27 protein-coding genes are annotated in these 19,827 nt (G+C 62.9%); 4 read left to right on the forward strand and 23 right to left on the reverse strand.

Annotation, left to right across the window (positions count from 1 at the left end):
- Window positions 1-698: 698 nt before the first annotated feature.
- Window positions 699-1,586 carry an ArdC family protein gene (locus tag BLP73_RS16370; RefSeq protein ID WP_090747228.1) on the forward strand — a complete coding sequence of 296 codons (888 nt, stop codon included), beginning with the start codon at window positions 699-701 and terminating at the stop codon, window positions 1,584-1,586.
- Window positions 1,587-2,278: 692 nt separating this feature from the next.
- Here BLP73_RS16370 and BLP73_RS16375 read toward each other — a convergent pair.
- From BLP73_RS16375 to BLP73_RS16385, 4 genes are all read right to left on the reverse strand, one after another.
- Window positions 2,279-3,036, reverse strand: a protein-coding gene (locus BLP73_RS16375; protein ID WP_245686715.1) for an IS5 family transposase whose coding sequence is annotated in 2 segments (ribosomal slippage) — window positions 2,279-2,700 and window positions 2,700-3,036 — 759 coding nt in all. Because the reading frame shifts where the segments join, the coding sequence is not laid out codon by codon here.
- A 27-nt stretch (window positions 3,037-3,063) separates the two neighbouring features.
- Window positions 3,064-3,366, reverse strand: coding sequence for a hypothetical protein (locus BLP73_RS19145; protein WP_139166001.1), 303 nt, complete (start codon window positions 3,364-3,366; stop codon window positions 3,064-3,066).
- Between the two features lie 29 nt (window positions 3,367-3,395).
- Window positions 3,396-3,821 carry a type II toxin-antitoxin system VapC family toxin gene (locus BLP73_RS16380; protein WP_090747231.1) on the reverse strand — a complete coding sequence of 142 codons (426 nt, stop codon included), beginning with the start codon at window positions 3,819-3,821 and terminating at the stop codon, window positions 3,396-3,398.
- Window positions 3,821-4,063, reverse strand: a complete 243-nt coding sequence (locus tag BLP73_RS16385; protein WP_175453398.1) for a type II toxin-antitoxin system VapB family antitoxin — start codon at window positions 4,061-4,063, stop codon at window positions 3,821-3,823. Before BLP73_RS16385 ends, BLP73_RS16380 begins: the two co-directional genes overlap by 1 nt.
- A gap of 445 nt (window positions 4,064-4,508) precedes the next feature.
- On the opposite strand from BLP73_RS16385, the gene BLP73_RS16390 reads away from it, so the two are divergent.
- Window positions 4,509-4,724: a hypothetical protein gene (locus BLP73_RS16390; RefSeq protein ID WP_090747238.1), complete on the forward strand. Its 216-nt coding sequence runs from the start codon at window positions 4,509-4,511 to the stop codon at window positions 4,722-4,724.
- Between the two features lie 17 nt (window positions 4,725-4,741).
- On the opposite strand, the gene BLP73_RS16395 is transcribed toward BLP73_RS16390, so the two are convergent.
- The 14 genes from BLP73_RS16395 to BLP73_RS16455 form a co-directional block, all read right to left on the reverse strand.
- Window positions 4,742-5,359 (reverse strand): SOS response-associated peptidase, encoded by a 618-nt coding sequence (locus BLP73_RS16395; protein ID WP_090747241.1) that lies wholly within the window; start codon window positions 5,357-5,359, stop codon window positions 4,742-4,744.
- Between the two features lie 27 nt (window positions 5,360-5,386).
- Window positions 5,387-6,202 (reverse strand): abortive infection family protein, encoded by an 816-nt coding sequence (locus BLP73_RS16400; RefSeq protein WP_245686716.1) that lies wholly within the window; start codon window positions 6,200-6,202, stop codon window positions 5,387-5,389.
- 602 nt (window positions 6,203-6,804) lie between these two features.
- The gene (locus BLP73_RS19935; RefSeq protein WP_281179939.1) at window positions 6,805-6,927 is read right to left on the reverse strand and encodes a hypothetical protein; all 123 of its coding nucleotides are present in this window, start codon (window positions 6,925-6,927) and stop codon (window positions 6,805-6,807) included.
- A 191-nt stretch (window positions 6,928-7,118) separates the two neighbouring features.
- Window positions 7,119-7,694 (reverse strand): L,D-transpeptidase, encoded by a 576-nt coding sequence (locus BLP73_RS16405; protein WP_090747244.1) that lies wholly within the window; start codon window positions 7,692-7,694, stop codon window positions 7,119-7,121.
- A gap of 218 nt (window positions 7,695-7,912) precedes the next feature.
- On the reverse strand, window positions 7,913-8,467 hold the full coding sequence (locus BLP73_RS16410) for a L,D-transpeptidase family protein (protein WP_090747247.1): 555 nt from the start codon (window positions 8,465-8,467) through the stop codon (window positions 7,913-7,915).
- 36 nt (window positions 8,468-8,503) lie between these two features.
- On the reverse strand, window positions 8,504-8,917 hold the full coding sequence (locus BLP73_RS19475) for a DUF411 domain-containing protein (RefSeq protein ID WP_245686717.1): 414 nt from the start codon (window positions 8,915-8,917) through the stop codon (window positions 8,504-8,506).
- Window positions 8,918-8,974: 57 nt separating this feature from the next.
- On the reverse strand, window positions 8,975-9,565 hold the full coding sequence (locus BLP73_RS16420; RefSeq protein WP_245686718.1) for an SCO family protein: 591 nt from the start codon (window positions 9,563-9,565) through the stop codon (window positions 8,975-8,977).
- A 17-nt stretch (window positions 9,566-9,582) separates the two neighbouring features.
- Window positions 9,583-10,062: a copper chaperone PCu(A)C gene (locus BLP73_RS16425; RefSeq protein WP_090747253.1), complete on the reverse strand. Its 480-nt coding sequence runs from the start codon at window positions 10,060-10,062 to the stop codon at window positions 9,583-9,585.
- Between the two features lies 1 nt (window position 10,063).
- Window positions 10,064-10,645 carry an SCO family protein gene (locus tag BLP73_RS16430; RefSeq protein WP_090747398.1) on the reverse strand — a complete coding sequence of 194 codons (582 nt, stop codon included), beginning with the start codon at window positions 10,643-10,645 and terminating at the stop codon, window positions 10,064-10,066.
- Window positions 10,646-10,731: 86 nt separating this feature from the next.
- Window positions 10,732-11,382 (reverse strand): DsbA family protein, encoded by a 651-nt coding sequence (locus tag BLP73_RS16435; RefSeq protein WP_090747256.1) that lies wholly within the window; start codon window positions 11,380-11,382, stop codon window positions 10,732-10,734.
- Window positions 11,379-11,819 carry a disulfide bond formation protein B gene (locus BLP73_RS16440; RefSeq protein ID WP_090747259.1) on the reverse strand — a complete coding sequence of 147 codons (441 nt, stop codon included), beginning with the start codon at window positions 11,817-11,819 and terminating at the stop codon, window positions 11,379-11,381. The genes BLP73_RS16435 and BLP73_RS16440 overlap by 4 nt, the downstream gene beginning before the upstream one ends.
- Window positions 11,806-12,288: a signal peptidase II gene (lspA, locus tag BLP73_RS16445; protein ID WP_090747263.1), complete on the reverse strand. Its 483-nt coding sequence runs from the start codon at window positions 12,286-12,288 to the stop codon at window positions 11,806-11,808. Before lspA ends, BLP73_RS16440 begins: the two co-directional genes overlap by 14 nt.
- Window positions 12,285-12,866 carry a methyltransferase family protein gene (locus BLP73_RS16450; protein ID WP_245686724.1) on the reverse strand — a complete coding sequence of 194 codons (582 nt, stop codon included), beginning with the start codon at window positions 12,864-12,866 and terminating at the stop codon, window positions 12,285-12,287. Before BLP73_RS16450 ends, lspA begins: the two co-directional genes overlap by 4 nt.
- A 43-nt stretch (window positions 12,867-12,909) precedes the next feature.
- Window positions 12,910-15,141, reverse strand: a complete 2,232-nt coding sequence (locus BLP73_RS16455; protein WP_090747269.1) for a heavy metal translocating P-type ATPase — start codon at window positions 15,139-15,141, stop codon at window positions 12,910-12,912.
- Window positions 15,142-15,221: 80 nt separating this feature from the next.
- Here BLP73_RS16455 and BLP73_RS16460 point away from each other — a divergent pair, with 80 nt between their 5' ends.
- Both BLP73_RS16460 and BLP73_RS16465 read left to right on the forward strand, forming a co-directional pair.
- A complete protein-coding gene (locus tag BLP73_RS16460; protein ID WP_090747271.1) occupies window positions 15,222-15,677 on the forward strand; it encodes a MerR family transcriptional regulator in 456 nt (151 codons plus the stop codon).
- Window position 15,678: 1 nt separating this feature from the next.
- Window positions 15,679-16,623, forward strand: a complete 945-nt coding sequence (locus BLP73_RS16465; RefSeq protein WP_090747274.1) for a bile acid:sodium symporter family protein — start codon at window positions 15,679-15,681, stop codon at window positions 16,621-16,623.
- Between the two features lie 401 nt (window positions 16,624-17,024).
- On the opposite strand, the gene BLP73_RS16470 is transcribed toward BLP73_RS16465, so the two are convergent.
- From BLP73_RS16470 to BLP73_RS16490, 5 genes are all read right to left on the reverse strand, one after another.
- Complete coding sequence (locus tag BLP73_RS16470; protein ID WP_090747277.1) at window positions 17,025-17,786, reverse strand: MauE/DoxX family redox-associated membrane protein; 762 nt, start codon at window positions 17,784-17,786, stop codon at window positions 17,025-17,027.
- A 9-nt stretch (window positions 17,787-17,795) separates the two neighbouring features.
- The gene (locus BLP73_RS16475; protein WP_090747280.1) at window positions 17,796-18,251 is read right to left on the reverse strand and encodes a DUF411 domain-containing protein; all 456 of its coding nucleotides are present in this window, start codon (window positions 18,249-18,251) and stop codon (window positions 17,796-17,798) included.
- Entirely contained in the window at window positions 18,248-18,709 is a 462-nt protein-coding gene (gene cueR / locus BLP73_RS16480; protein WP_090747283.1) for a Cu(I)-responsive transcriptional regulator, read from the reverse strand. Before cueR ends, BLP73_RS16475 begins: the two co-directional genes overlap by 4 nt.
- A 155-nt stretch (window positions 18,710-18,864) precedes the next feature.
- Window positions 18,865-19,359 carry a CopM family metallochaperone gene (copM, locus tag BLP73_RS19940; RefSeq protein WP_090747286.1) on the reverse strand — a complete coding sequence of 165 codons (495 nt, stop codon included), beginning with the start codon at window positions 19,357-19,359 and terminating at the stop codon, window positions 18,865-18,867.
- 94 nt (window positions 19,360-19,453) lie between these two features.
- A complete protein-coding gene (locus BLP73_RS16490) occupies window positions 19,454-19,810 on the reverse strand; it encodes a hypothetical protein (RefSeq protein ID WP_090747289.1) in 357 nt (118 codons plus the stop codon).
- Between the last annotated feature and the right edge of the window lie 17 nt (window positions 19,811-19,827).

Below are 19,827 nucleotides of genomic sequence, written 5' to 3' on the forward strand. Positions count from 1 at the left end.
ATCGCGAACGGCAGCTTCGTCCCGCTCCTCGACCTAATCGGAAGTTCGCAATACCTGCCGTTTAAGGTTGACAGGGCGAACCGTTGTCAAGGAACGATCGCTTGCGCGGGAGCCTGGTTGTCCAGCCGCGCGCCGCAGGCGTGGGGCCGAAGCAGGCTGTAAGCGAGACCACAGGGATCGAGCGTCAGCCTGTGGGCAACCGGGCGGGGATTGCGCGATCAGGTTCCGGCCAGACCTTTCCACAAGGCGGCTCGCCTTCCTTCGCTCTTTGGGGGCGCGTTCAGCTCGCCGCCATGCAGGGCCAGCCGCCAGGGCGGCAGGCTGGATAGCTCTGGCCGGAAGAGAATAGCGAGATCCCCGCGCGGGGCGCGGTGATCGAGACGCAGGGGGGATTTGGGCAAGCCAAACGCCCCCTGCCCTTGGTGGGCCAGGCGCTGCGCGCCTGTCCGTCAGGGGTGCCCGGCACCCCCACCGCAACAGGAATATACTGCACGTCCTGCGGGGCCGTGTCCTCGCGCTTCGCGCTGCGGGCCGCACCACCCCCTTGTCCGTTTGATTTTCCCATTGCGGCGGTTCCCCCCGTCGCTCGCCGCGAAGGCAGGGTTTCAGGAGAGGGCCGCTTCGCGGTCCTCGCCAGAAACCCCGCCCGATTATCGGCACCAAAACCGGAACGGGCATCACCACAAGGAAGGCCGAACATGGCTGAGAAGTTTGACCTCTATGCCCACGTCACTGACAGCATTATTGCCAGCATCGAGGCGGGCACCCCGGCATGGCGCAAGCCGTGGACCGGCGACAAGGGCGGCGCACCTTTCCCGCTGCGGAGCAACGGCGAACCCTATTCCGGCATCAATGTTCTGATGCTGTGGCTTGCCGCAGACGCCAAAGGCTATCGCGCGCCGCGCTGGTTCACCTATCGCCAAGCGCAGGACGCAGGCGGGCAGGTCCGCAAGGGCGAGAAATCCGCAACTGTCGTGAAATACGGCACCTTTGACCGCGAGGACAAGGACACCGGCGAAGAACGCCGCCTGCCCTACCTGAAAGCCTATCGGGTTTTCAACGCGGAGCAGATCGACGGCCTCCCCGCCGAATACTACGGCGCCCCGGCCGAACCTGCGCGCGACCTCGGCACCGAGGCCGACCCCACCCTTGACGCTTTCTTTGCGGCAACGGGCGCAGACATTCGCACCAGCGACGACCCGCGCGCCTACTACGACCCGGCCGCAGATCATATCCACATGCCGCCGATTGCCACGTTCCACGACGCCGCAGGCTACTATGGGACGCTTGCGCATGAGGCTTGCCACTGGACCGGCCACAAGAGCCGCCTCGACCGCTTTTCCCGCTTCACCGACCGCAAGGCTTATGCGTTCGAGGAACTGATTGCAGAGATTGGCAACTGCATGACCTGCGCCCGCCTCGGCCTGACCCCGGATTTCAGCCAATCCGGCGCTTATGTTCAAAGCTGGCTGCGCGCCCTGCAGGACGACCGGCGCCTGATTTTCAAGGCCGCCAGCGAGGCGCAGAAGGCGGCTGAATGGCTGATGAAGGGCCAGCAGGTCGAGGACGAAAGGGCGGCAGCATGAGCGGCCCCCACCCCTTGCCAAACCTGTCCTGCCGCAAATGCGGCAGGACTAACCCTTGGGTCTATCTTGCCCCTGTCGTGATGGATAGAGTCGGAACCTGCATCTGCATGGACTGCGCGACCGCGCGTGGCTGGCTGGACATGGCCGGAAACCTAAAGCCGGGGATCGAGCTGTGACCACCTACGAAATCCGAGATGACCCGGACGATCTGCCCATTCTTTGCGCCAGCTTGGCAGAGGCCGAGCGACGGGCCAGACGCCGCGCCGCCCGCCTTGGGATCGAGGTTCTTGTCTATGAGATCCACCCGACGCGCGGAGAACGATGTATCTGCGCGTTCTAGCCCCTGCCCTCGCACTGGCGGGGGCGCTTTTAACACTCTAGTTGACCAGGCGAGGCGGGAACCGGCAAGCCGGCCCCCGCCTCGCCTGGCCGTGCGCTATCCGCGCGGGAGCCGCTTCGCGGCGCAGCCTAATTTCAACCTACATCTATTATGGCTCCGGAGACGCATAGCGTTCCATTCTTATCCGCCGCAATCTTTCAACGGCTATTTTAATAATAGTCATTATATGACGAATGGCTTTGCGTGCTGACTTAGGGTCGCCAGTGAACAGGAGTCCTCGGAAACTAGGTATATCCAAGTCTAGGTTTTGATAAGTAAAGTTCAAAAGGCGCAAGGCGTTTAGGGTCAGGACTCACAACCAATAGATGACGGTTGCTGCGAGGGCGCAGGCGGACAGGAACAGGATCGGGCAGCGGTCGTAGCGGGTTGCGATGCGGCGCCAGTCCTTCAGGCGTGCGAACATGTTCTCGATCCTGTGGCGCAGGCGGTAGAGGTTGGCGTCGTGCGCGATCTGGACCTTCCGGCCACGGCGCGAGGGGATGCACGGCGAAATCCCCATCCCGATCAGGGCGTTGCGAAACCAGTCCGCATCGTAGCCCCGGTCGCCGAGCAGCGCCCCGGCCTGCGGGATGGACGACAGGAGCGCCCGTGCTCCGATGTAGTCCGAGGTCTGGCCCGCCGAGAGGAACATGCCGATCGGGCGGCCCTTCGCGTCGGCCAAGACGTGCAGTTTGGAGTTGAGCCCACCCTTGGTCCGCCCGATCAGGCGCCCGCGCCCCCTTTTTGAACCGCGAGGCTCGATGCGGTCCGGTGGGCCTTCGCGTGGGTCGCATCGATCATCACGATCTCAGTGCTCTGAGCCTGTGCCGCCAGCTCGGTCATGATCGTGGCGAATACGCCCATTCGGCTCCACCGCTTCCAGCGGTTATATAGCGTCTTCGGCGGGCCATACGCGCAGGGCGCGTGCTTCCACATCAACCCATTGCGCTGAATGAAGATTATTCCACTCAGCACCCGCCGGTCATCAACCCTCGGCTTGCCGCGAGACTTCGGAAAAAAAGGCCGAAGCCGATCCATCTGTCCATCCGTAAGCCAGTAAAGATCGCTCATGATCCCTCCCACAGTTGGGAGTTTGAATCACGCCGCTAGCCCACGCTCAAGCAGATTTATGGGTCCTGACTCTAGCAGGCGTTCTGCGATAAGCGAGAGCATACTGTCCTCTGAATGTTCGTCCGATAAACGCAGCGACTTTTCTGCCATAACATACATAACTTCCAGCCAAAGCTCATAGACCTCATCAGTCGCAGAGGCTTTGGCGTCATCATCCCCGATAACCAAATCAGAGACTATTCTATCTCGCCTTTCAACATCCGCGAGTTCTGGAGTATCAGCTAGGATTTCGTTTAGCCGGGCGGTTAAGATCACCTGTTCATCCGTCATGCTTAATCCTCACAATCTATTGGTTGAAATTATTTTAAGTCAGTATTCTTGAAGTCATCGCCCTTGTATAGCAACGGCACGCCATATGCTTTGGCACAGGCGTAGGCCAAGGCGTCGCCCATATTGAGCTGCGCCGGATGCCCGACAACCTTGCCGTAGATCGAAAGTGCTTTGATCGCTTCGCGGCCCATGCCGGTAGTGATGTGGACCTCATGTGCTTCAAGTTCTGTCAGTAGTTCATCGACCAGCGAAGTTGCCGTGTCAAAGTCCTTGGCCGTTGCTGGCCCTTTCCCGCGGGCCTGCACGCGGCCACGGACGAGGGCCAGCACCGCCTCAATCCGAACCACAGGCGAGAACCGCAGCTTGCCCCGTGCGGCCTCCATCGCTTTAAGCATCGAGCCCGCATCTTCTTCTCGCAGAAGGACGGCGGCGATGGCGCTCGCGTCGAGGAACATCAGTCCTCACCCCACATTTCATCCATGAATGCCTTATCATCGCCTGCGGAGACAAAGCCCTCGGCGGCAGCCCGATCCTGGACTTTGGCTACTCGATCAGCCAGACTTTCCTTTGCGGAGAGAGCTGCGATCTGCGCTGCAAGCGCCTGTCTCACCGCCTCGCTTTTGTTCGTCTGGCCGGTCATCGCGCAGTATCGGGACACAAGCGCGTCGATCTCATTACCCTTGATAAGCATCGCCATCGGTATTCCTCCAAGCGTATGCATCGTATATACAGCAATTTATATACCACTTCAAGAACAGGTATTGCTTGGCCGCATCCCGTCTTTTGGCCGGGGCCACGCTCTAGGCTCAGGCCGTCTGGCGCCGGCCTACGCCCCCAGCCTGCCCCCCTGCCCCTCCTTTGCGCCTGATCCTGCTCGCTTGTCTCGTTCCGAGCCTGCCCGCGCAGGGCCGCAATAGTCGGTTCAGGGGTCCAGTCTCGGCCCTGCGGGTGACGATCGCTTGCGCGGGAGCCCGGTTGTCCAGCCGGGGGACGGAACGACCTTGGGAGTCAAGGCCCGCGGCCGAAGCAGGCTGTAAGCGAGACCACAGGGATCGAGCGTCAGCCTGTGGGCAACCGGGCGGGGGCTTGGTGCGGCGGTGGCTACCTTGATCCCTGCCCCCGCCGTCAGGCAGGATTTGCGCATGAAGATCACGCACACAGACACCAGCTTCACTATGACCGGCCTCCACTGGACGGGCACCTATCCACTCGAGGCGCTGCCGCGCCAGCTCGCTTTCTACAGGAAGATGCGGGCCGATTTTCCGAAGTCCGGCACAGCCTATGATGCAAGCATCAATGCCCTTGAGGCCCTGGCGCACGAGTTGGGTGTGAGGACCGAGATCGAACCCGCGCCCTAGGCCAAGATGCGGCCGCTTTAGATTGGATCTTCGATCAGTCGCAGTGTGCCATCGGGTAGAGGCCGCTGCAGCTCGGCGGCGGCAATACCGCCCAACCAGGCGTTCCATTCGTCTGCGGTTGTCAGGATGACCGGCATGGCCTTGGGGTGGATCGTGCCGACCTCGGCATTGGGTGCGCTGGTGAGAAAGCCAAACAGGTCGTCCGTCGTCTCTCCGTCCTTGACCTTGCGAACCGACGTCCAGCCCCGCGTCTCAATCCCGGCGAAGAAAATCGGGCCGCCATCCGCAGGCGCGAACCACTGGAAACCCTGCCCCTTTCCGCGCGGCTCGGAGAAACTGGTCAGCGGCACCAGGCAGCGATGCTCGCGCCCAAGCCATCGCCGCCAATGTGGAGACGACAGGTTTCTGATGTTGGTCACGCCGGGATCGCGCTCGGTCTTGAGGACGCTGCGCGGCGACGGCATCCCCCATCTCGCCTTCACCAGCTCCGGGCCGCTTTCGCCATTGCGGATGATCGGCGCCAACTGGTCCGGGTAGATGCGTCCGGATTGAAGGTTGACTGCCCTGTCGGTCAGGCCAGCGACCAGACGGATCATTGCCTCTTGGGTGGTCGTCACGTTGTATAGGTTGCACACGGCGGCTTTCCCTCTGGAACGGTGGCGTCAGTCTTTAAAGAGGCGACCGTCGATTGCTTTAGAAAAACGCAAGAACGCCGTAACGCTATCGAAGATAAATCTGGCCTCTTCCATGCTCACGAGCGTCTCATTATCGTGCGCGAGTGACTGGTCATTTCTGATCGGGTTCATCTTTTTGAAGTTCTCGATTGCGCCGTTCAGGATCTGCTCCGACATCGGCGTAAGCGAGTGCTGCCTCTTCATTAGATTCACGTATTTCGCTACGCGCGAGTGAAGCGGGTCATTTCTCCCGCACTCCCCGCCGCCGTGCTTGCGGACGAGGGACGCGAACCTTTTCATGCAGTAGGTGTGCAGCCGGTCCAGTGCGGCTTGGGGCTTCTTCGCGTCCAGGTCCCGCCGGATCGCGGCGACAAGCTCTTCCAGCGTCACCGACGGCTCAAAAGCCTCGATGCCGGTAGTGTCGATCTCATCGGCACGCCCCTCAAACCGCGCGATTACGTTGAAATACGTCTTGCGGATCTTCTCTTCCGCAGCGGCGTCCGAGACATATGTGCGCGCGTCCCGATACTCCCAAAGTTCACGCAAGACCTTCGCTACGAGATGCGGCTGCGCCTTCTCGATGAAGCATCTCAACCTCTTCGCCTTCGACGTGCCGCGCCCGATAAACAGCCCGACGTTGGTGGAAGGGTCGATCTGGACGGTCTCAAAGAAGAAGTCGTTAAACGTCCGGTCGCTAAAATCGAGGACATAGCCGCTCTCCATGTCGAGCGCCTTCTCAAAAACCTCACGTTCGAGGCGCGGAATGAGTTGTTCGTAGGGAGTTTTCAACACGAAAATCTGCATCCTCGATTGCACACACTGCGCGGTTTTAAGGCATCCCGCGCCGGTTGTCACAGCACGAGAGTTATGAAGCGGTCGAGCCCTCACCAGCGACGTCGATGATGCCAGCGCAGACGCAATCGACATTGGCGGGGATTGCGTGATCCGTTCCGGCCAGACCTTTCCACAAGGCGGCTCGCCTTCCTTCGCTCTTTGGGGGCGCGTTCAGCTCGCCGCCATGCAGGGCCAGCCGCCAGGGCGGCAGGCTGGATAGCTCTGGCCGGAAGAGAATAGCGAGATCCCCGCGCGGGCGCGGTGATCGAGACGCAGGGGGGATTTGGGCAAGCCAAACGCCCCCTGCCCTTGGTGGGCCAGGCGCTGCGCGCCTGTCCGTCAGGGGTGCCCGGCACCCCCACCGCAACAGGAAAATACTGCACGTCCTGCGGGGCCGTGTCCTCGCGCTTCGCGCTGCGGGCCGCACCACCCCCTTGTCCGTTTGATTTTCCCATTGCGGCGGTTCCCCCCGTCGCTCGCCGCGAAGGCAGGGTTTCAGGAGAGGGCCGCTTCGCGGTCCTCGCCAGAAACCCCGCCCGATTGTTGTGCGGCACATAGTTCTGCCTTTTTTGTCAGGCAGTCTGCCTCTCTGGCTTGCCAGCTTGATGAAAGCGGGCGGTCAGCAGTCCGCGCAGCATCGACGCGAAGAGCCCATAGCCGTCGGTCGCGATGCCGCAGCGATGCAGGCGCAGCATGGCTAGCCGACCTGCCTCTGCCGTTCAATCTGCGGTCTCTTGCAAGATACGTATGCCCGAAAGCGGCCGCTCAGGCTGTGTGCAGCATGTATGTGAAGCTCGAGCTTTTCGCCTTCGGCCAAACTACTTTTGTCTGGCTGGCACGGTCCTGCCGCAGAGCGGCTGGCCGAACCAGTGCCTGAATAAGGCGATCAGAAAACAGTCACCTGTGTACCGATCTCGGCGACCGCATAAAGCTGTTCGACATGCTCGTTATAAAGCCCATAGCACCCCGATGAGGAGCGCCGTCCGATCTTGCGAGTGTCGTGGGTGCCATGGACCAAATAAGCAGGCCAGGCGAGATAGAGGCCGAACTTGCCGAGTGGGTTCTCGGGCGCCCCGCCTTCGACCCTCTGAGGGAGAGTGGGATCTTTTTCGCGCATGCTGGGCGTGGGAGTCCAGGGCGGATTCGGCATTTTGCGCACGATCTCGGTTTGCCCGCGGCGGGTCAGGTCCTCGGTCATTGGGATGGCGCAGGGGAAGACGAAGTGGACGCTCTCATCGCCCGACCAGTAATGGACCGCGCGCGAGGTGACGTCTGCCAGCAGGACGCCCTTGCCAAGCGTCGGGTAGAAGTCGCGCCAGTGCCGGGTCCGGAACGAGGACTGGTTGCGCTCGGGCCCCATGTCAGTGGCCGCCTGACCATAGGCTACTGCCGGCAGCAGCGCTCCTGTTGCGGCAAGGCCGCGCAAAAAACTTCTCCGGTCATCGAAACGATGGGTGGACATACTGCTGCCTCGTGCTCGTCTTATAGTTGAGCAGAGAATAACCGGCGCTGCAGATCGTGTCCAAGCAGTGCAAGACCATGCTGGCTAGCTTGGGATAATCTGCAACAGCTGGTGCGGCCAATCAGCGCGCTGAAGCTGTAAGGCCTGCCGCCACCATCGGCATCCAGACAGCCTCAGGGTGATTACCCCAATGACGCGGCAGTGTCTGACGCCGGATACTAGGCGTAGATCATCACCGGCGTGCGAGGTTGCAGCATGGCGTAGACGTCTTCGATCTCATTGTCGGTGATCGCGATGCAGCCAGCCGTCCAGTCCCTGTTTCTGGGAGCCAGGACACGCCCTTCAGGGCCTCGGCCATGAAACATGATGTCGCCGCCGGCATCGCGGCCAAACTGCGCGGCATAAGCCTTGTCCCGCTCGTTGGGGTAGGAAATGCCGACCGACAGGTGGTAGCGGCTGCGCGGGTTGAAGCGGTCCACGAAATAGAGGCCCTCTGGTGTCTTTCCGTCGCCTTCGAACTGCTTATGACCTATTGGCTGGTTTCCCAACCCGAAGTCATACGACTTCAGCACCATCTGCCCGTTCAGGAGGTGCATTCGGCGCTGCCGCTTCTGGACCACCACCTGCGTCACGGGAGGGCCGAAATAGCGCTTGAACTGTGGGACGTCCCCTGCCCGCGACGGCAGTGGTGAGCTGGACGGCCCTGACCTCCCACAAGCGGCAAGAGCAGCGAGCAAACCTAACGAGACGTGGCGGCGGTTCAGACTAGGCATCAGGGGAAGGTCCAGCAAGGAGACGGTGAAGGAAAACTATGCTGCAGGATAATGGGTGAAGACTTCGCCACTGCCGTCCCTGCGGATCAGCAGGACGTCATAGGCCTCACGGTTGCTTTCCGGCCCCATGCCTGGGCTGCCATAGGGCATGCCCGGCACGGCAAGGCCTCGTGCATCAGGCCGCTCACGCAGCAGCTTGCGGATATCGGCAGCAGGAACATGGCCCTCAAGGAAATAGCCGTCGATGGAGCCGGTATGACAGGAGGAGACCTCGACGGGCACCCCAAGGTCCAGCTTATGTTGCATGAGAAGGACGCCAAAACGTTCTTCATGCGTGACCTCGAAACCGTTCTCTTGCAGGTAGCGAGTCCATTGCTTGCAGCACTCGCAGCCGGTGCCCTCGACCACGTGGATCAGGGCGGGGCTGCCCGAGATGGCCAGATGCGGCAAAGCACTGGCCGCGGCGGCAGCACATAGAAGGGTCCGTCGGGACAACAAGGCTACGGCCTATACCTCTCGTTCCATCGCGCGCCGGATTTTCGGCACCGCGAATTTCGGGTCGTCGTGCAGGTCTATGATACTCGACAAGCGCCCGTCCGGGTCAAACACCATGACGCCAGCGGTGTGATCCACCGTGTAATCGCCATCGTCCCGAGGAACGCGGCGATAGGTGGCGTTGAAATCATCGGCCGCCCGGGCAACTTCGTCAGGAGATCCGGTCAAGCCGCTAATGCGAGGATCGAAGTTCGACAGGTAGTCGGCCAGCACCTCGGGCGTGTCGCGTTCGGGATCGACGGAGACAAGGTGAACGGCCAGCCCGTCCGCATCTGGGCCAAGTTCCTCCAGCCAATCGCTGATGTTCAGCAAGGTCATCGGGCAGACATCGGGACACCAGGTGAAGCCAAAGAAGACAAGGCTGGTCTGCCCGATCCAGCTTTGCGGGCTGACCCGCTCACCTTCGTGGCTGGTGAGCTGCCAGGACATGGACTCTAGATCGGCCCCGCGGGTGCCAACGGTCTCGGTAACCTGCTGTTGCCAAGGCAGATCCCCACTGCGCCAAGCGCCGACAGCCAGCATGAAGCCGACCGCCGCGACCATTCCGGCGCCGCCGCGGATCAGAGCGCCTCTTCGCATGCAGCCTCCCGCGCGCGCAGAGGCAGAACCGCAGTGTCGATCGTGACCGGACCAGACTTCTCGAAAAGTAGCGTGACAGGAAAGGTAGTTCCCTCCACGAGCTCGGTTTGCAGATCCATGAGCATCCCGTGATAGCCGCCGGGCTCAAGGCTTACCGCGTCGATAGGGGCAATCACGATCTGATCGACATGCGACATGCGGGCCGCCCCGTTCTCCATCACTGATTCATGGAGCATGGGCATGTCCGCAACAGGCGTTTCGATGCCCACGAGACGCTCATCAGAGCCGCCGTCGTTCCGGATGGTGACGTAGAACACGGCGGGCCGTTCCGTCCCGATCGTGGCGCGCGACCAGGCGGCGCTGACCGTAATGTTGCCTTGAGTAACTTCGACACATTCGGCGAAGGCGCTAGCAGGCAGGATGGTGGCAAGCACCAGTGCTGCGGCAGTGGATTTCAGCATGTCAGAGGCGTTCCTTCAGATCAGCGGTGATGTCGTCGGCCGGCGTGCCATACTCGAACTGGCGCAACCAATCCCCGCGCGGACCAAGCAGGTAAAGGCTGGAGCTGTGCGACATGGTGTAGCCCCCCGGCGCCGAGGCATCCTCATGTCTTTCGCCAAAAACCTTGAAGCTGCCGACGGCAGCCTGCGTGGCTGCCTCGTCTCCGGCCAGCCCCAGAATACTGGGATGAAATGCTTCCAAGTATTCGCCAAGGCCGCTTTCCCGGTCTCGTACCGGATCGACCGAGATGAAGACCGGCTGCACCTCCGCCGCCTCCGGCCCAAGGTCATCCATGACCTGGGCGACTTCGGCCATCGTGGTCGGACAGATGTCCGGGCAGTTGGTGAAGCCGAAGAAGACCAGAACATGCTTGCCCCGGAAGTCCGCGGCTGTATAGATCGTCCCCGCCTCATCCGGCAAGGAAAACTCCGGCTTGAACGCGGCGGCTTGCTCCTGCCGATCCGCATGCCAAAGCAGCGCGCCCACACCAACGAGTGCCACTGCAACGGCGACCCACAACGCAATCCTGATGTTCTTCAGCATATCGATCACCCACCTTTGCGGGCGCCCTAGCACCTCTAGCAACATGAGGTTCAAGCAGCTTCAGGCGACCTCACGGCTTTGTCAGTTCAGCTGGTCTCGGCTACGGCGTGTCCGACCGCAGCCCGTAAGGCATCAAAGTTGAGGTTGGTGAGCGGGCGGCCATTCAGAAAGAATGTCGGGGTGGCGCGCACGCCAAGTTCCTGGAGATCAGCCACATCCTGGTTCAGGATGGCGGTCGTATCGGGATGAAGTCGGTCCGACTGTGCCCTCTCCAGATCCAGGCCCACCGCGCCGGCGATGCGCCAGGCGCGGTCGAGGTCGGGCGCCCCATGGATGGCCCACTCCGGCTGCTTCTCGAACAAGGCATCCAGGACCGGCTCGAACTTGTCCTGCCGACGAGCGGCCTCAAGAATACGCACTGCCTCGTCCGAGCCTTCGTGGAAGGGCGTGTAGCGCAGCACGATCCGCAACTGCGTCGGATACTGCTGGCGCAGATCCTCGATCACCGGGTGGAAAGCACGGCAGGCCTCGCAGGAAGGGTCGAAGAACTCCACCAGCGTCACCGGCGCCTCCGCAGGCCCCAGAATGGGCGAATTTGGGCGGACCAGCGCCTCCGGGTTCTGCGTCACGGCAGCCGCGGCGGCTGCTTCTTCCTGCTGACGCAGATACCAAGCACCACCACCAAACACGGCAAGAGCGGCGGCAGACGTTCCCAGCAACACAGCACGGCGGTTCATGGGCGAGATCCTTTCACGTTCAGAAGGCAGAGGCCGATCAGAGAAAAAGCCGCAACCGAGAGGTAGGGGATTGGCAGACCGAGGATCGTCATCTGCGCCTTGTCGGAACAGGACGGGCCAGTCTGAGTGCAGGGGGTAATAGTCTCGGGGATCAGGCCCATGTAGAGGCCGGAGTGCCAGACCGCGAGAGCAAGCCCGACAATGACAAGCGGCAGGGCGTAGGCACGCGCCGCGACATCGCTCCGCCACAGGGCCACAGCCAAAATGACTGTCAGCGGGAACATGGCGATGCGCTGATACCAGCACAGGACGCAGGGCATCTGGCCTAGGACTTCGCCGATAAACAAGGCGCCAAGGGTCGCGGTCAGGGCGATCAGGAAAGCCGCCAGCAGGGTAAGCTCGTCCCGGGTCACACGGCTTGTCTTAGTTGCGGTCAAGAAGCGGCTCCTTGCGGCCTGTGGTAAACATGGCGATGAGAATGATCAGCGCGCCGAGCGTGATCGCGATATCGGCCCCATTGAAGGTGGGCCAATGCCAGTCACGCCAGTAGAGGCTCAGGAAGTCAGTCACGGCACCCTGCCGCAACCGGTCGATGATGTTGCCAAGGGCGCCGCCCACGATCAGGGCAAGGCCGGTGCGCTCAAAGCGATTGTCGCTGCGAAACGCCATAACGGCAAAGATCAGGGCAAGTGCGCTCGTCAGCGCCGCCATGAGCAAGGGCCTGCCCTCCATGAGGTTCGACATCATGCCGAAGCTGGCGCCTTCGTTAAAGCTGAGCGCAAGATCGAGGCCCGGTAGAACCGGCAGGACCTGACCTGGAGAGATTAGTGACAGCACCACGGCCTTCGTGGCCTGATCTACCAGCGCCGTGGCTGCGATTCCGAAAATGGTCAGAGCAGCCTTCAACTTGAGGTTCTCCTGTGAAAGCCGATCCAGCGCGGCACGGTCGCCAGATAACGGCTGTAGTCTGCGCCAAGCGCCTGCTTCAACTCACGTTCCTCTGAGCGGATCTGCGTGGCCGCAGACCAGAGGAAAAGCAGCGGCGCAAGAAGTGTCGGAACAGCCGGGATCGCAAGAGTAACTCCCGTCAACAGAATGAACTGTCCCAGAAAGGTCGGATTGCGGCTGAAGCGGTAAAGCCCGCCCGAAACCAGAGCCCCTGTTGCACCCTCGGCCACACCGACACGCCACGATGAGCCCATGGACATCTGTGCGGCAAAAGCAAGCATTGCGCCGGCTGCTGCAAGAACAGCACCTGCGGCCCCCACCAGCTGATACCGGCCTTCAGTCCAAAGCGGGTCCAGCTTGTGCAGCGCCGGAAAGGCCAGCCATAGCAGCGGCCCAAGAAGCGCCAGCGCAAACGCAAGGCGAAAACCGAATGCGGCAAGGCGCTCGAGCCCCCGCGCTCGTCCAAACAGCCAGACTGGCCGCCCGGCGGCACGTGCGGCCTCGGCCGTTCCCCAGGCAAAGGCCGTCAGATACATCGCCACGACACCAAGGCCTATCCATCCACCCTGTCCGAGCATCTCAAGCCTCCCGGGCAGGGTTGAAGGCCAGCAGCCGCAGGGCGTTCAGCGTGACCAGGACGGTCGCGCCGGTATCGGCCAGAATGGCGATCCAGAGGCCGGTGATGCCAAGGATCGTCGTCACGAGGAACACCGCCTTCAGTCCGAGCGCCAGCGCCACGTTCTGCGTGATGTTGCGCATCGTCGCCCGTGCCAGCCGGATCAGAGCCGGAACATCGCTCACCCGGTCACGCAGGATCGCCCCGTCGGCAGTCTCGAGTGCCACGTCCGTGCCCGATCCCATGGCGATGCCGATATGCGCCTCTTTCAGCGCAGGGGCGTCGTTGATGCCGTCGCCGATCATCATCACGCTGCCCTTGCCGTTCAACTCGCGGATCGCCACCAGCTTGTCCTCGGGCATCATCCCCGCCCGGAAGCCAAGTCCGAGACCTCCGGCGATGGCGGCCGCGGTGCGGGCGTTGTCGCCGGTCAGCATGGTCGCACTGATGCCCAAGGCGTCCAGTTGCCGGATGGCCTCGGCCGCATCGCCCCGCGGCTCGTCCCGCAAGGCGATCAGCCCCAGGGGCCGGCGCTTGCGATAAACGGCGACGACCGTCTTGCCCTCGTTCTCCAGCGCCGCTGCCCGAGGCAGGGCCGCCTCAATGATCCCGCCGTCCTCTGCGGCATGTAAGGGGGAGGCAACCCAGGCTAGTGCCCCGTCCACGACAGCTTCGACACCGCGCCCTGCCAGCGCACGGGCATCGCGCGCCGCCGGCACCTGCACGGCTGCGGCCTCCGCGCGCCGAAGGATCGCCAGCGCCAGCGGGTGGCTTGAGCCAGCTTCCACGCCGGCGGCGACGGCCAGCAGCTCAGCCTCGTTCACGCCCGGAGCAGGAAGCAGGTCGGTGACCACCGGTGCGCCGCGCGTCAGGGTGCCGGTCTTGTCAAAGGCGACATGCCTGACCTTCGCAGCCGCCTCGATGACGGCACCACCCTTCATCAAGAGCCCGCGCTTCGAGCCCGCCGACAGTGCCGAGGCGATGGAGGCCGGAACCGAGATCACCAGCGCGCAGGGGCAACCGATCAGCAGCAGCGCCAGGCCGCGATAGATCCAGGTGGTCCAGTCATGCCCGAGGGCGAGCGGCGGCACCACGATCACCAAAGCCGACAGCGCGACGATGGCCGGCATGTAAATGCGCGAGAAGCGGTCGATGAACCGTTCCGTGGGCGCGCGGGCCTCCTCGGCCTCCTCGACCAGGCGGATGATGCGGGCGATGGTGTTGTCGCTCGGCTCGCGGGTGACGCGGACGCGCAAGACGGCCTCGGTGTTGATCGAGCCGGCGAAGACCGGATCGCCTACGGTCCGGGTCGCCGGCATGCTTTCGCCGGTCACCGGGCTTTCATCGACCCCGCTGGTGCCGTCGATGATCTCGCCATCCGCAGGAATACGGTCGCCGGGGCGGACAAGCACGTTCTGCCCAATCTGCAGGCTATCTGCGGGAATGGCCCGTGTCTGACCAGCCACTTCCAGCAGCGCAGTCTTCGGCACGATATCTGCCAGTGCCCGGATGCCCTGCCGGGCCTTTCCGGCCGCTACACCCTCAAGCACCTCGCCCACAGCGAACAGAAAGACGACCAGCGCCGCTTCCTCGGCCGCACCGATCAGCAGCGCGCCTCCGGCAGCGATGGTCATCAGACCCTCGATGGTGAAGGGCTGGCCCATACGCAATGCTTCGAAGGCGCGCCTCGCCACCGGCGCGACGCCGATCAGGCACGCTGCGACAAAGGCCCAATATCCGGCCTCGGCAGAGGTCATCAGTTCGATCAGCCATGCGATCGCGAGCAACGCGCCCGTTAGGATGACAAGCCGCCCCTTCGCTGTCTGATGCCAGACCTTGTCCTGCAGAGCCGGTGCCGCATCGTGGACGGGGGCAACCAAGTCAGGATCATCGGCCGCGCCATCCTCTGCCCGAGGGGCCGGGCCGGCATCCGGCAGCACGAAGGCCTTCTTACGCGGAGCCTGCTGCCCTTTCGGAGCGATCCCGAAGCCCAGCTTGCGGACAGTGCCTTCAATGGCCTCGGGTTCAGTGCTGCCCGGCACCAAATTCAGCGACAGCCGTTCCGTCATCAGCGCCACCTTGACGTTGCTGACACCCGGAAGCCGCTCGACGGCCCGCACCACCTTCGTCGTGCAGGCCGCGCAGTCCATGCCGGTCACCGTCCACTCTCGCCGCTCTGCTGTTTCCGCTGCCATTTTGCATCCCGCCCAAGCTCTTTCCTTCATCGAGCCCGGAAGATAGGATCTCTAGCAACTAGAGGTTCAAGAGGTTTCTCATGCTGAGCATCGGAAAACTGAGCGCGGCCACCGGCGTGAAGGTGCCGACCATCCGCTACTACGAAGAGATCGGCCTGCTGCCGGAGGCGGAGCGCAGTGCGGGCAACCAGCGGCTTTACAGGAAGGAACACCAGGAAAGGCTCGCCTTCGTCCGCCATAGCCGCGAGCTGGGCTTTCCGCTCGATGACATCAGGGAGCTGCTCAGCCTGTCGGACCGACCCGACATGTCCTGCGCGGCAGCCGATGTCATCGCCAGCCGTCAGCTCGCAGCCGTCAAGGACCGCATCGCGCGGCTCCAGGCCTTGCAGCAGGAACTGGAGCGCATGCTGGCACAATGCGCCCAAGGCACGATCTCAAGCTGCAAGGTCATCGAGGTCCTGAGCAACCACGAGAACTGCCTCCATGCGCACCATGGCGAAGGCTGTCACTCCGCGAATCCGGGGCACGACGGCTGACATGCGGAAGATCCTTGGCTTCATCGAAAACAACCTACTGCTTCTGGCAGTTCTCGCGGCCGCTCTCGGCTTGCTGGTGCCGTCCGTCGGCATCGCGCTGGAGACCGGCATCAGCCCGCTTCTCGCCCTTCTGATGCTGGTCATCAGCCTGATCTTCGATGCCAAGGCCGTGCAGATCGTGTTCCGCAAACCCGGCCGGCAGCTCTGGGCGATCGGCCTCGTCTACGGCCCGATGTCGCTGGCAGGCTGGCTGACCGGCCGCGCCTTCTTCGGCAGCGGTCCTCTGGCAGCGGGCCAGACGCTGGTTGGGATGCTGCCGACCGATGTGTCCGCGCCGCTACTGGTTCTGCTTGCCCGTGGCAATGTGGCTCTCGCGGCAGTGCTGAACGCGGTGAACACCGCGCTTTCGCCCTTCATCATCCCGTTTCTATTCCTGTGGATGACCGGGATCGAGTTGAACGTGCCGGTTCTGACTGTGGTGACGGAGCTGGTTCTGATCGTGGTGGTGCCGACCGTGATCGGTGTCTGGTTGCGGACACGCTTCTTGTCATCGGTATCCCAGTTTGACTTTGCATGGCCTGCGCTCGGCTCGGTGCTTTACCTGGTGCTTCTGCTGGCGGTCGTCGGTCCGAACGCCGAAACCATCCTGGGCTACGGCTGGTATGCGCTCGTGATCGCGCTGGCGGCCCTTGCCCTGAACCTGATCGGCTACGGCGTCAGCATGACGGCCAGGATCTTCACGCAGGACCGAGGAGAGCTGATCGCCTACCTGTTCACCTGCAGCAAGAAGGAGTTCAGCATCGCTGCCGCATTCGTTGCCGCCTCCGGCCTGCCCTCCGAGATCGCCGTGCCGGCCGCCTTTTTCGCCGTGATCCAGATGATCACGTCACCGATTGCAGCGAAGATCCTCGCCGCGAAAGAGCAAGTGCTGGCGGCGTCGGCGTGAGCAAGAAACATCGCTGATTTCAGGATACTGCTGAAAGACCGAACGGCCGCTTTCCTAATTCATGCTGCAATAGCGAAGCAGCAATCTTAAGAAGGTTTCTGCATCCCGTAGGTCCTCCGGCATCCTCAATGATGCACTTGCAGCGAACGACCGGAAGGTCCCGCATAGCGGCCCCTCGGCCGCCGCCCTGCTCCGTCTGCTTTGCGGGACGTAGCTACCATTCGCTGCACTCGCAGCCTTTTCGTCCTGGCTTGAGTCAGGATCGCTCGTAGCACGGACAAAGCCGCCAGATGGCGATGCAGCGTGAATTCACCCTGTATCGTGAAAAGCGGACATTGCTCGACAGGTCTTCCCGACTTCGCATCAGGTGCGCTCAACTAGACAAAGCCCGCGTCATTCGGTCAGTGCCCCAGCAGCGTGACCTTCGTCAGCATCCAGAGGGCCATGGCGATCATCATCAGGTTTTCGGTCAGGGATACGAAGCCCAGGGGCACGTTGCTGTCGCCGCCGACGCAGGCGCATTTCAACTCGCGCTTGTCGATGTAGACGGCCTTGTAGACCGACACCGCGCCGATCGTGCCGATGAATAGGGCGACAGGGATCGACAGCCACATGAGCGCGCCCGCAACCATCAGGACGCCCGCGAGCCCTTCGGCGAAGGGATAGACATAGCCGTAGCGCACCCATCGCTGCGCCAGAAGGTCGTAGTTCAGGAACATGGTCGCGAAGCTCTCCACGTCCTTCATCTTCTGGAGGGCCAGAAGACACATCGCGAAGGCCACGAACCATTCTGCCGCAGCGACCGTGAAGAGCTGCCCGAGGGCCGCCCAGCTGGTCGCCAGCGCCATGGCGGCAGCCATTCCGAAAAGCGCGATTACCGGCCGGTAGGTGGGCACGCTCTTGTCAGGGACGGTCTTGCCAAAGTGCCGCCTCAGATCATCATAGCCGCCGATGCGCTGGCCGTCGATGAAGGTCTGCGGCGTGGTCTGGACGCCGTGCTGCTGCTTGAACGCATCGACCTCGGCGCGGGTCGTCAGGTGATGATCCTCGACGCTGTAGCCCTGGCGCCTCAGGAGATCGAGCGACTTGAGCCCGTAGGGGCACATGTGCTTGGTCATCACCATCCGGTGCAGGCTTGCGGTCTTGGGTGCGAGGGTTGTCATGGGAAAGCCTTAATATTGTGCGAAGACGCTGGTGCCGGACGCGCTCCAGGCAATGACGTCGTAGGGTTCGGTTTGATCGCCCATCTCCATCCCTGGCGAGCCGATGGGCATGCCGGGAACGGCCAAACCCGCCGCCTCGGGCCGCTGGTCCAGCAGGGCGCGGATGGCTTCGGCGGGAACATGGCCCTCGATCAGGTAGCCCTCGACGAGGGCGGTGTGGCAGGACCACAGGGCCTGAGGAACGCCGTGCTGCTCCTTGAAGGCCGCGACGTCGTCGGACATGGTGACGTCCACAACGAAGCCCGCCTCACGCAGATGGTCAATCCAGGCGCCGCAGCAGCCGCAGTCGGGCGAGCGCACGACCTTCACGAGAGGACTGTCCGCGGCGGAGGTGGCGCCCAGGGCGGCCGGTGCCGGGGCCAGAGCCGCTGCCAGCGCGGTCATGAACATGCGCCTGTCGATCATGATGCGATCCTTCCGTTGAACTGGGTGGGGCTTTGCGCCTGATCCTCGGTTTTGCTCAGGCCCCCGCGTGGCGGCGCCTCCAAGCTGCGCAGGATGGGGCAGTCGGGTCGGTCGTTTCCGGCGCAGGACCGGGCCAGATCCTCCAGCGTCGTCGCCATCTCCTGGAGGTGCGCGATCTTCTGGCGAAGCTCGCGCACCCGCGCCTGCGCCAGCGCCTTCACATCCGCGCTGCGCCGGCCGGTGTCGCGCCACAGATCCAGAAGATCCGTGATCTCCGCGACCGGAAAGCCCAGGTCCCGCGCCCGGGCGATGAACCGGAGCATGTGAATGTCGGCCTCGGCATAGTCGCGATACCCGGAGGCGGTGCGCCTGGCCTGCGGGATCAGGCCGATCTGCTCGTAATAGCGGATCATCTTGGCCGACACGCCCGAGCGGGCCGAGGCGTCTCCGATATTCATGGACCAGCTCCATCACGCTTGTGGAGCCGATATGGGGCTTCCCACCATGGGAAGGTCAAGGGCGGCGTCAGGATTTTCGTTGATGCCGGACGAACGTCCCTCCGGCTGATGCGGCCGAAGCCGCGCGGGCCGATGCCGCGCGGCTCGAGGATGGATCAGTTGGCGTTCTCGGCCAGCCAGGTCGTCATCTGCTCGATCTCGGCCTCCTGCGCGTCGATGATCTCCTGCGCCAGGGCGCGCATCTCTTCGTCCTCGCCATGGGCCAACAGCACCTCGGCCATGTCGATGGCGCCCTGGTGGTGGGCGATCATGCCGCAGGCAAAGGCGACGTCGGGGTCCTCGTTCATCATGCCCTCGTGCATCGCCGGCATCGTGGTCATCATTCGGCGCATGTTCTCCTGGACATGTTCCGGCATGGTGTCGAGGTTCATGCCGCCCATGCCCATCATCTCCATCATGCCGGAGTCCATCGCGCCGCCATGATCGGCATGCGCGCCGCCATGACCCATGCTGGCGTGGTCCATCGCTCCCGAGGCAGCGGCCGCCGTGCATTGCTCCGGCAGGCGGAACTCGGCGTCCTGGGCGAGCGCAGGTCCGGCGAAGGTGGTTGCCGCAATGGCTGCTGCGAAGCTCGTCTTTGCGAAGTTCATTTCAGGTTCTCCTTGCTGTTGAGATCAGTGGCCAGACCAACCCATGGTCTCTGCCGGCGTTCCGTATCGCGGATACGGTCGTCATACGGCGCGCTCAGAACTTGGCCTGCGCCGAAACTCCATCGGCACCGGTGATCTGGACGGCGCCCGAAACTTCCTGCGGCAGTTCCGTGTCGGTATCGGCGGAGAGGACGCCGGGCTCCGAAGGTGCCAACGTGGCGCGCAGCGGCTTCCCGTCAACCAGCAGCATGGCTGTTCCGGACAGGGTCGACGTGTCCAGCTCGCTCTCGTCATCCATCGTGACGAAGACGTTGACGAGGGTGCCTGCGGTCGTGACCTCGACGCGGTAGGGGCCGGCGTCGACCTGCATGCCGCCATTGGGCCCGATCCCGGGTTCGTGTGCCGCGAGCGGCGTTGCCAATAGCAGAGCAAGAGCGGTGATCTTCATCATGTTTGTTATCCTTTCGG

The sequence above is a fragment of the Paracoccus tibetensis genome (assembly GCF_900102505.1).
In the GTDB taxonomy this organism is placed as follows: Bacteria; Pseudomonadota; Alphaproteobacteria; order Rhodobacterales; family Rhodobacteraceae; genus Paracoccus; species Paracoccus tibetensis.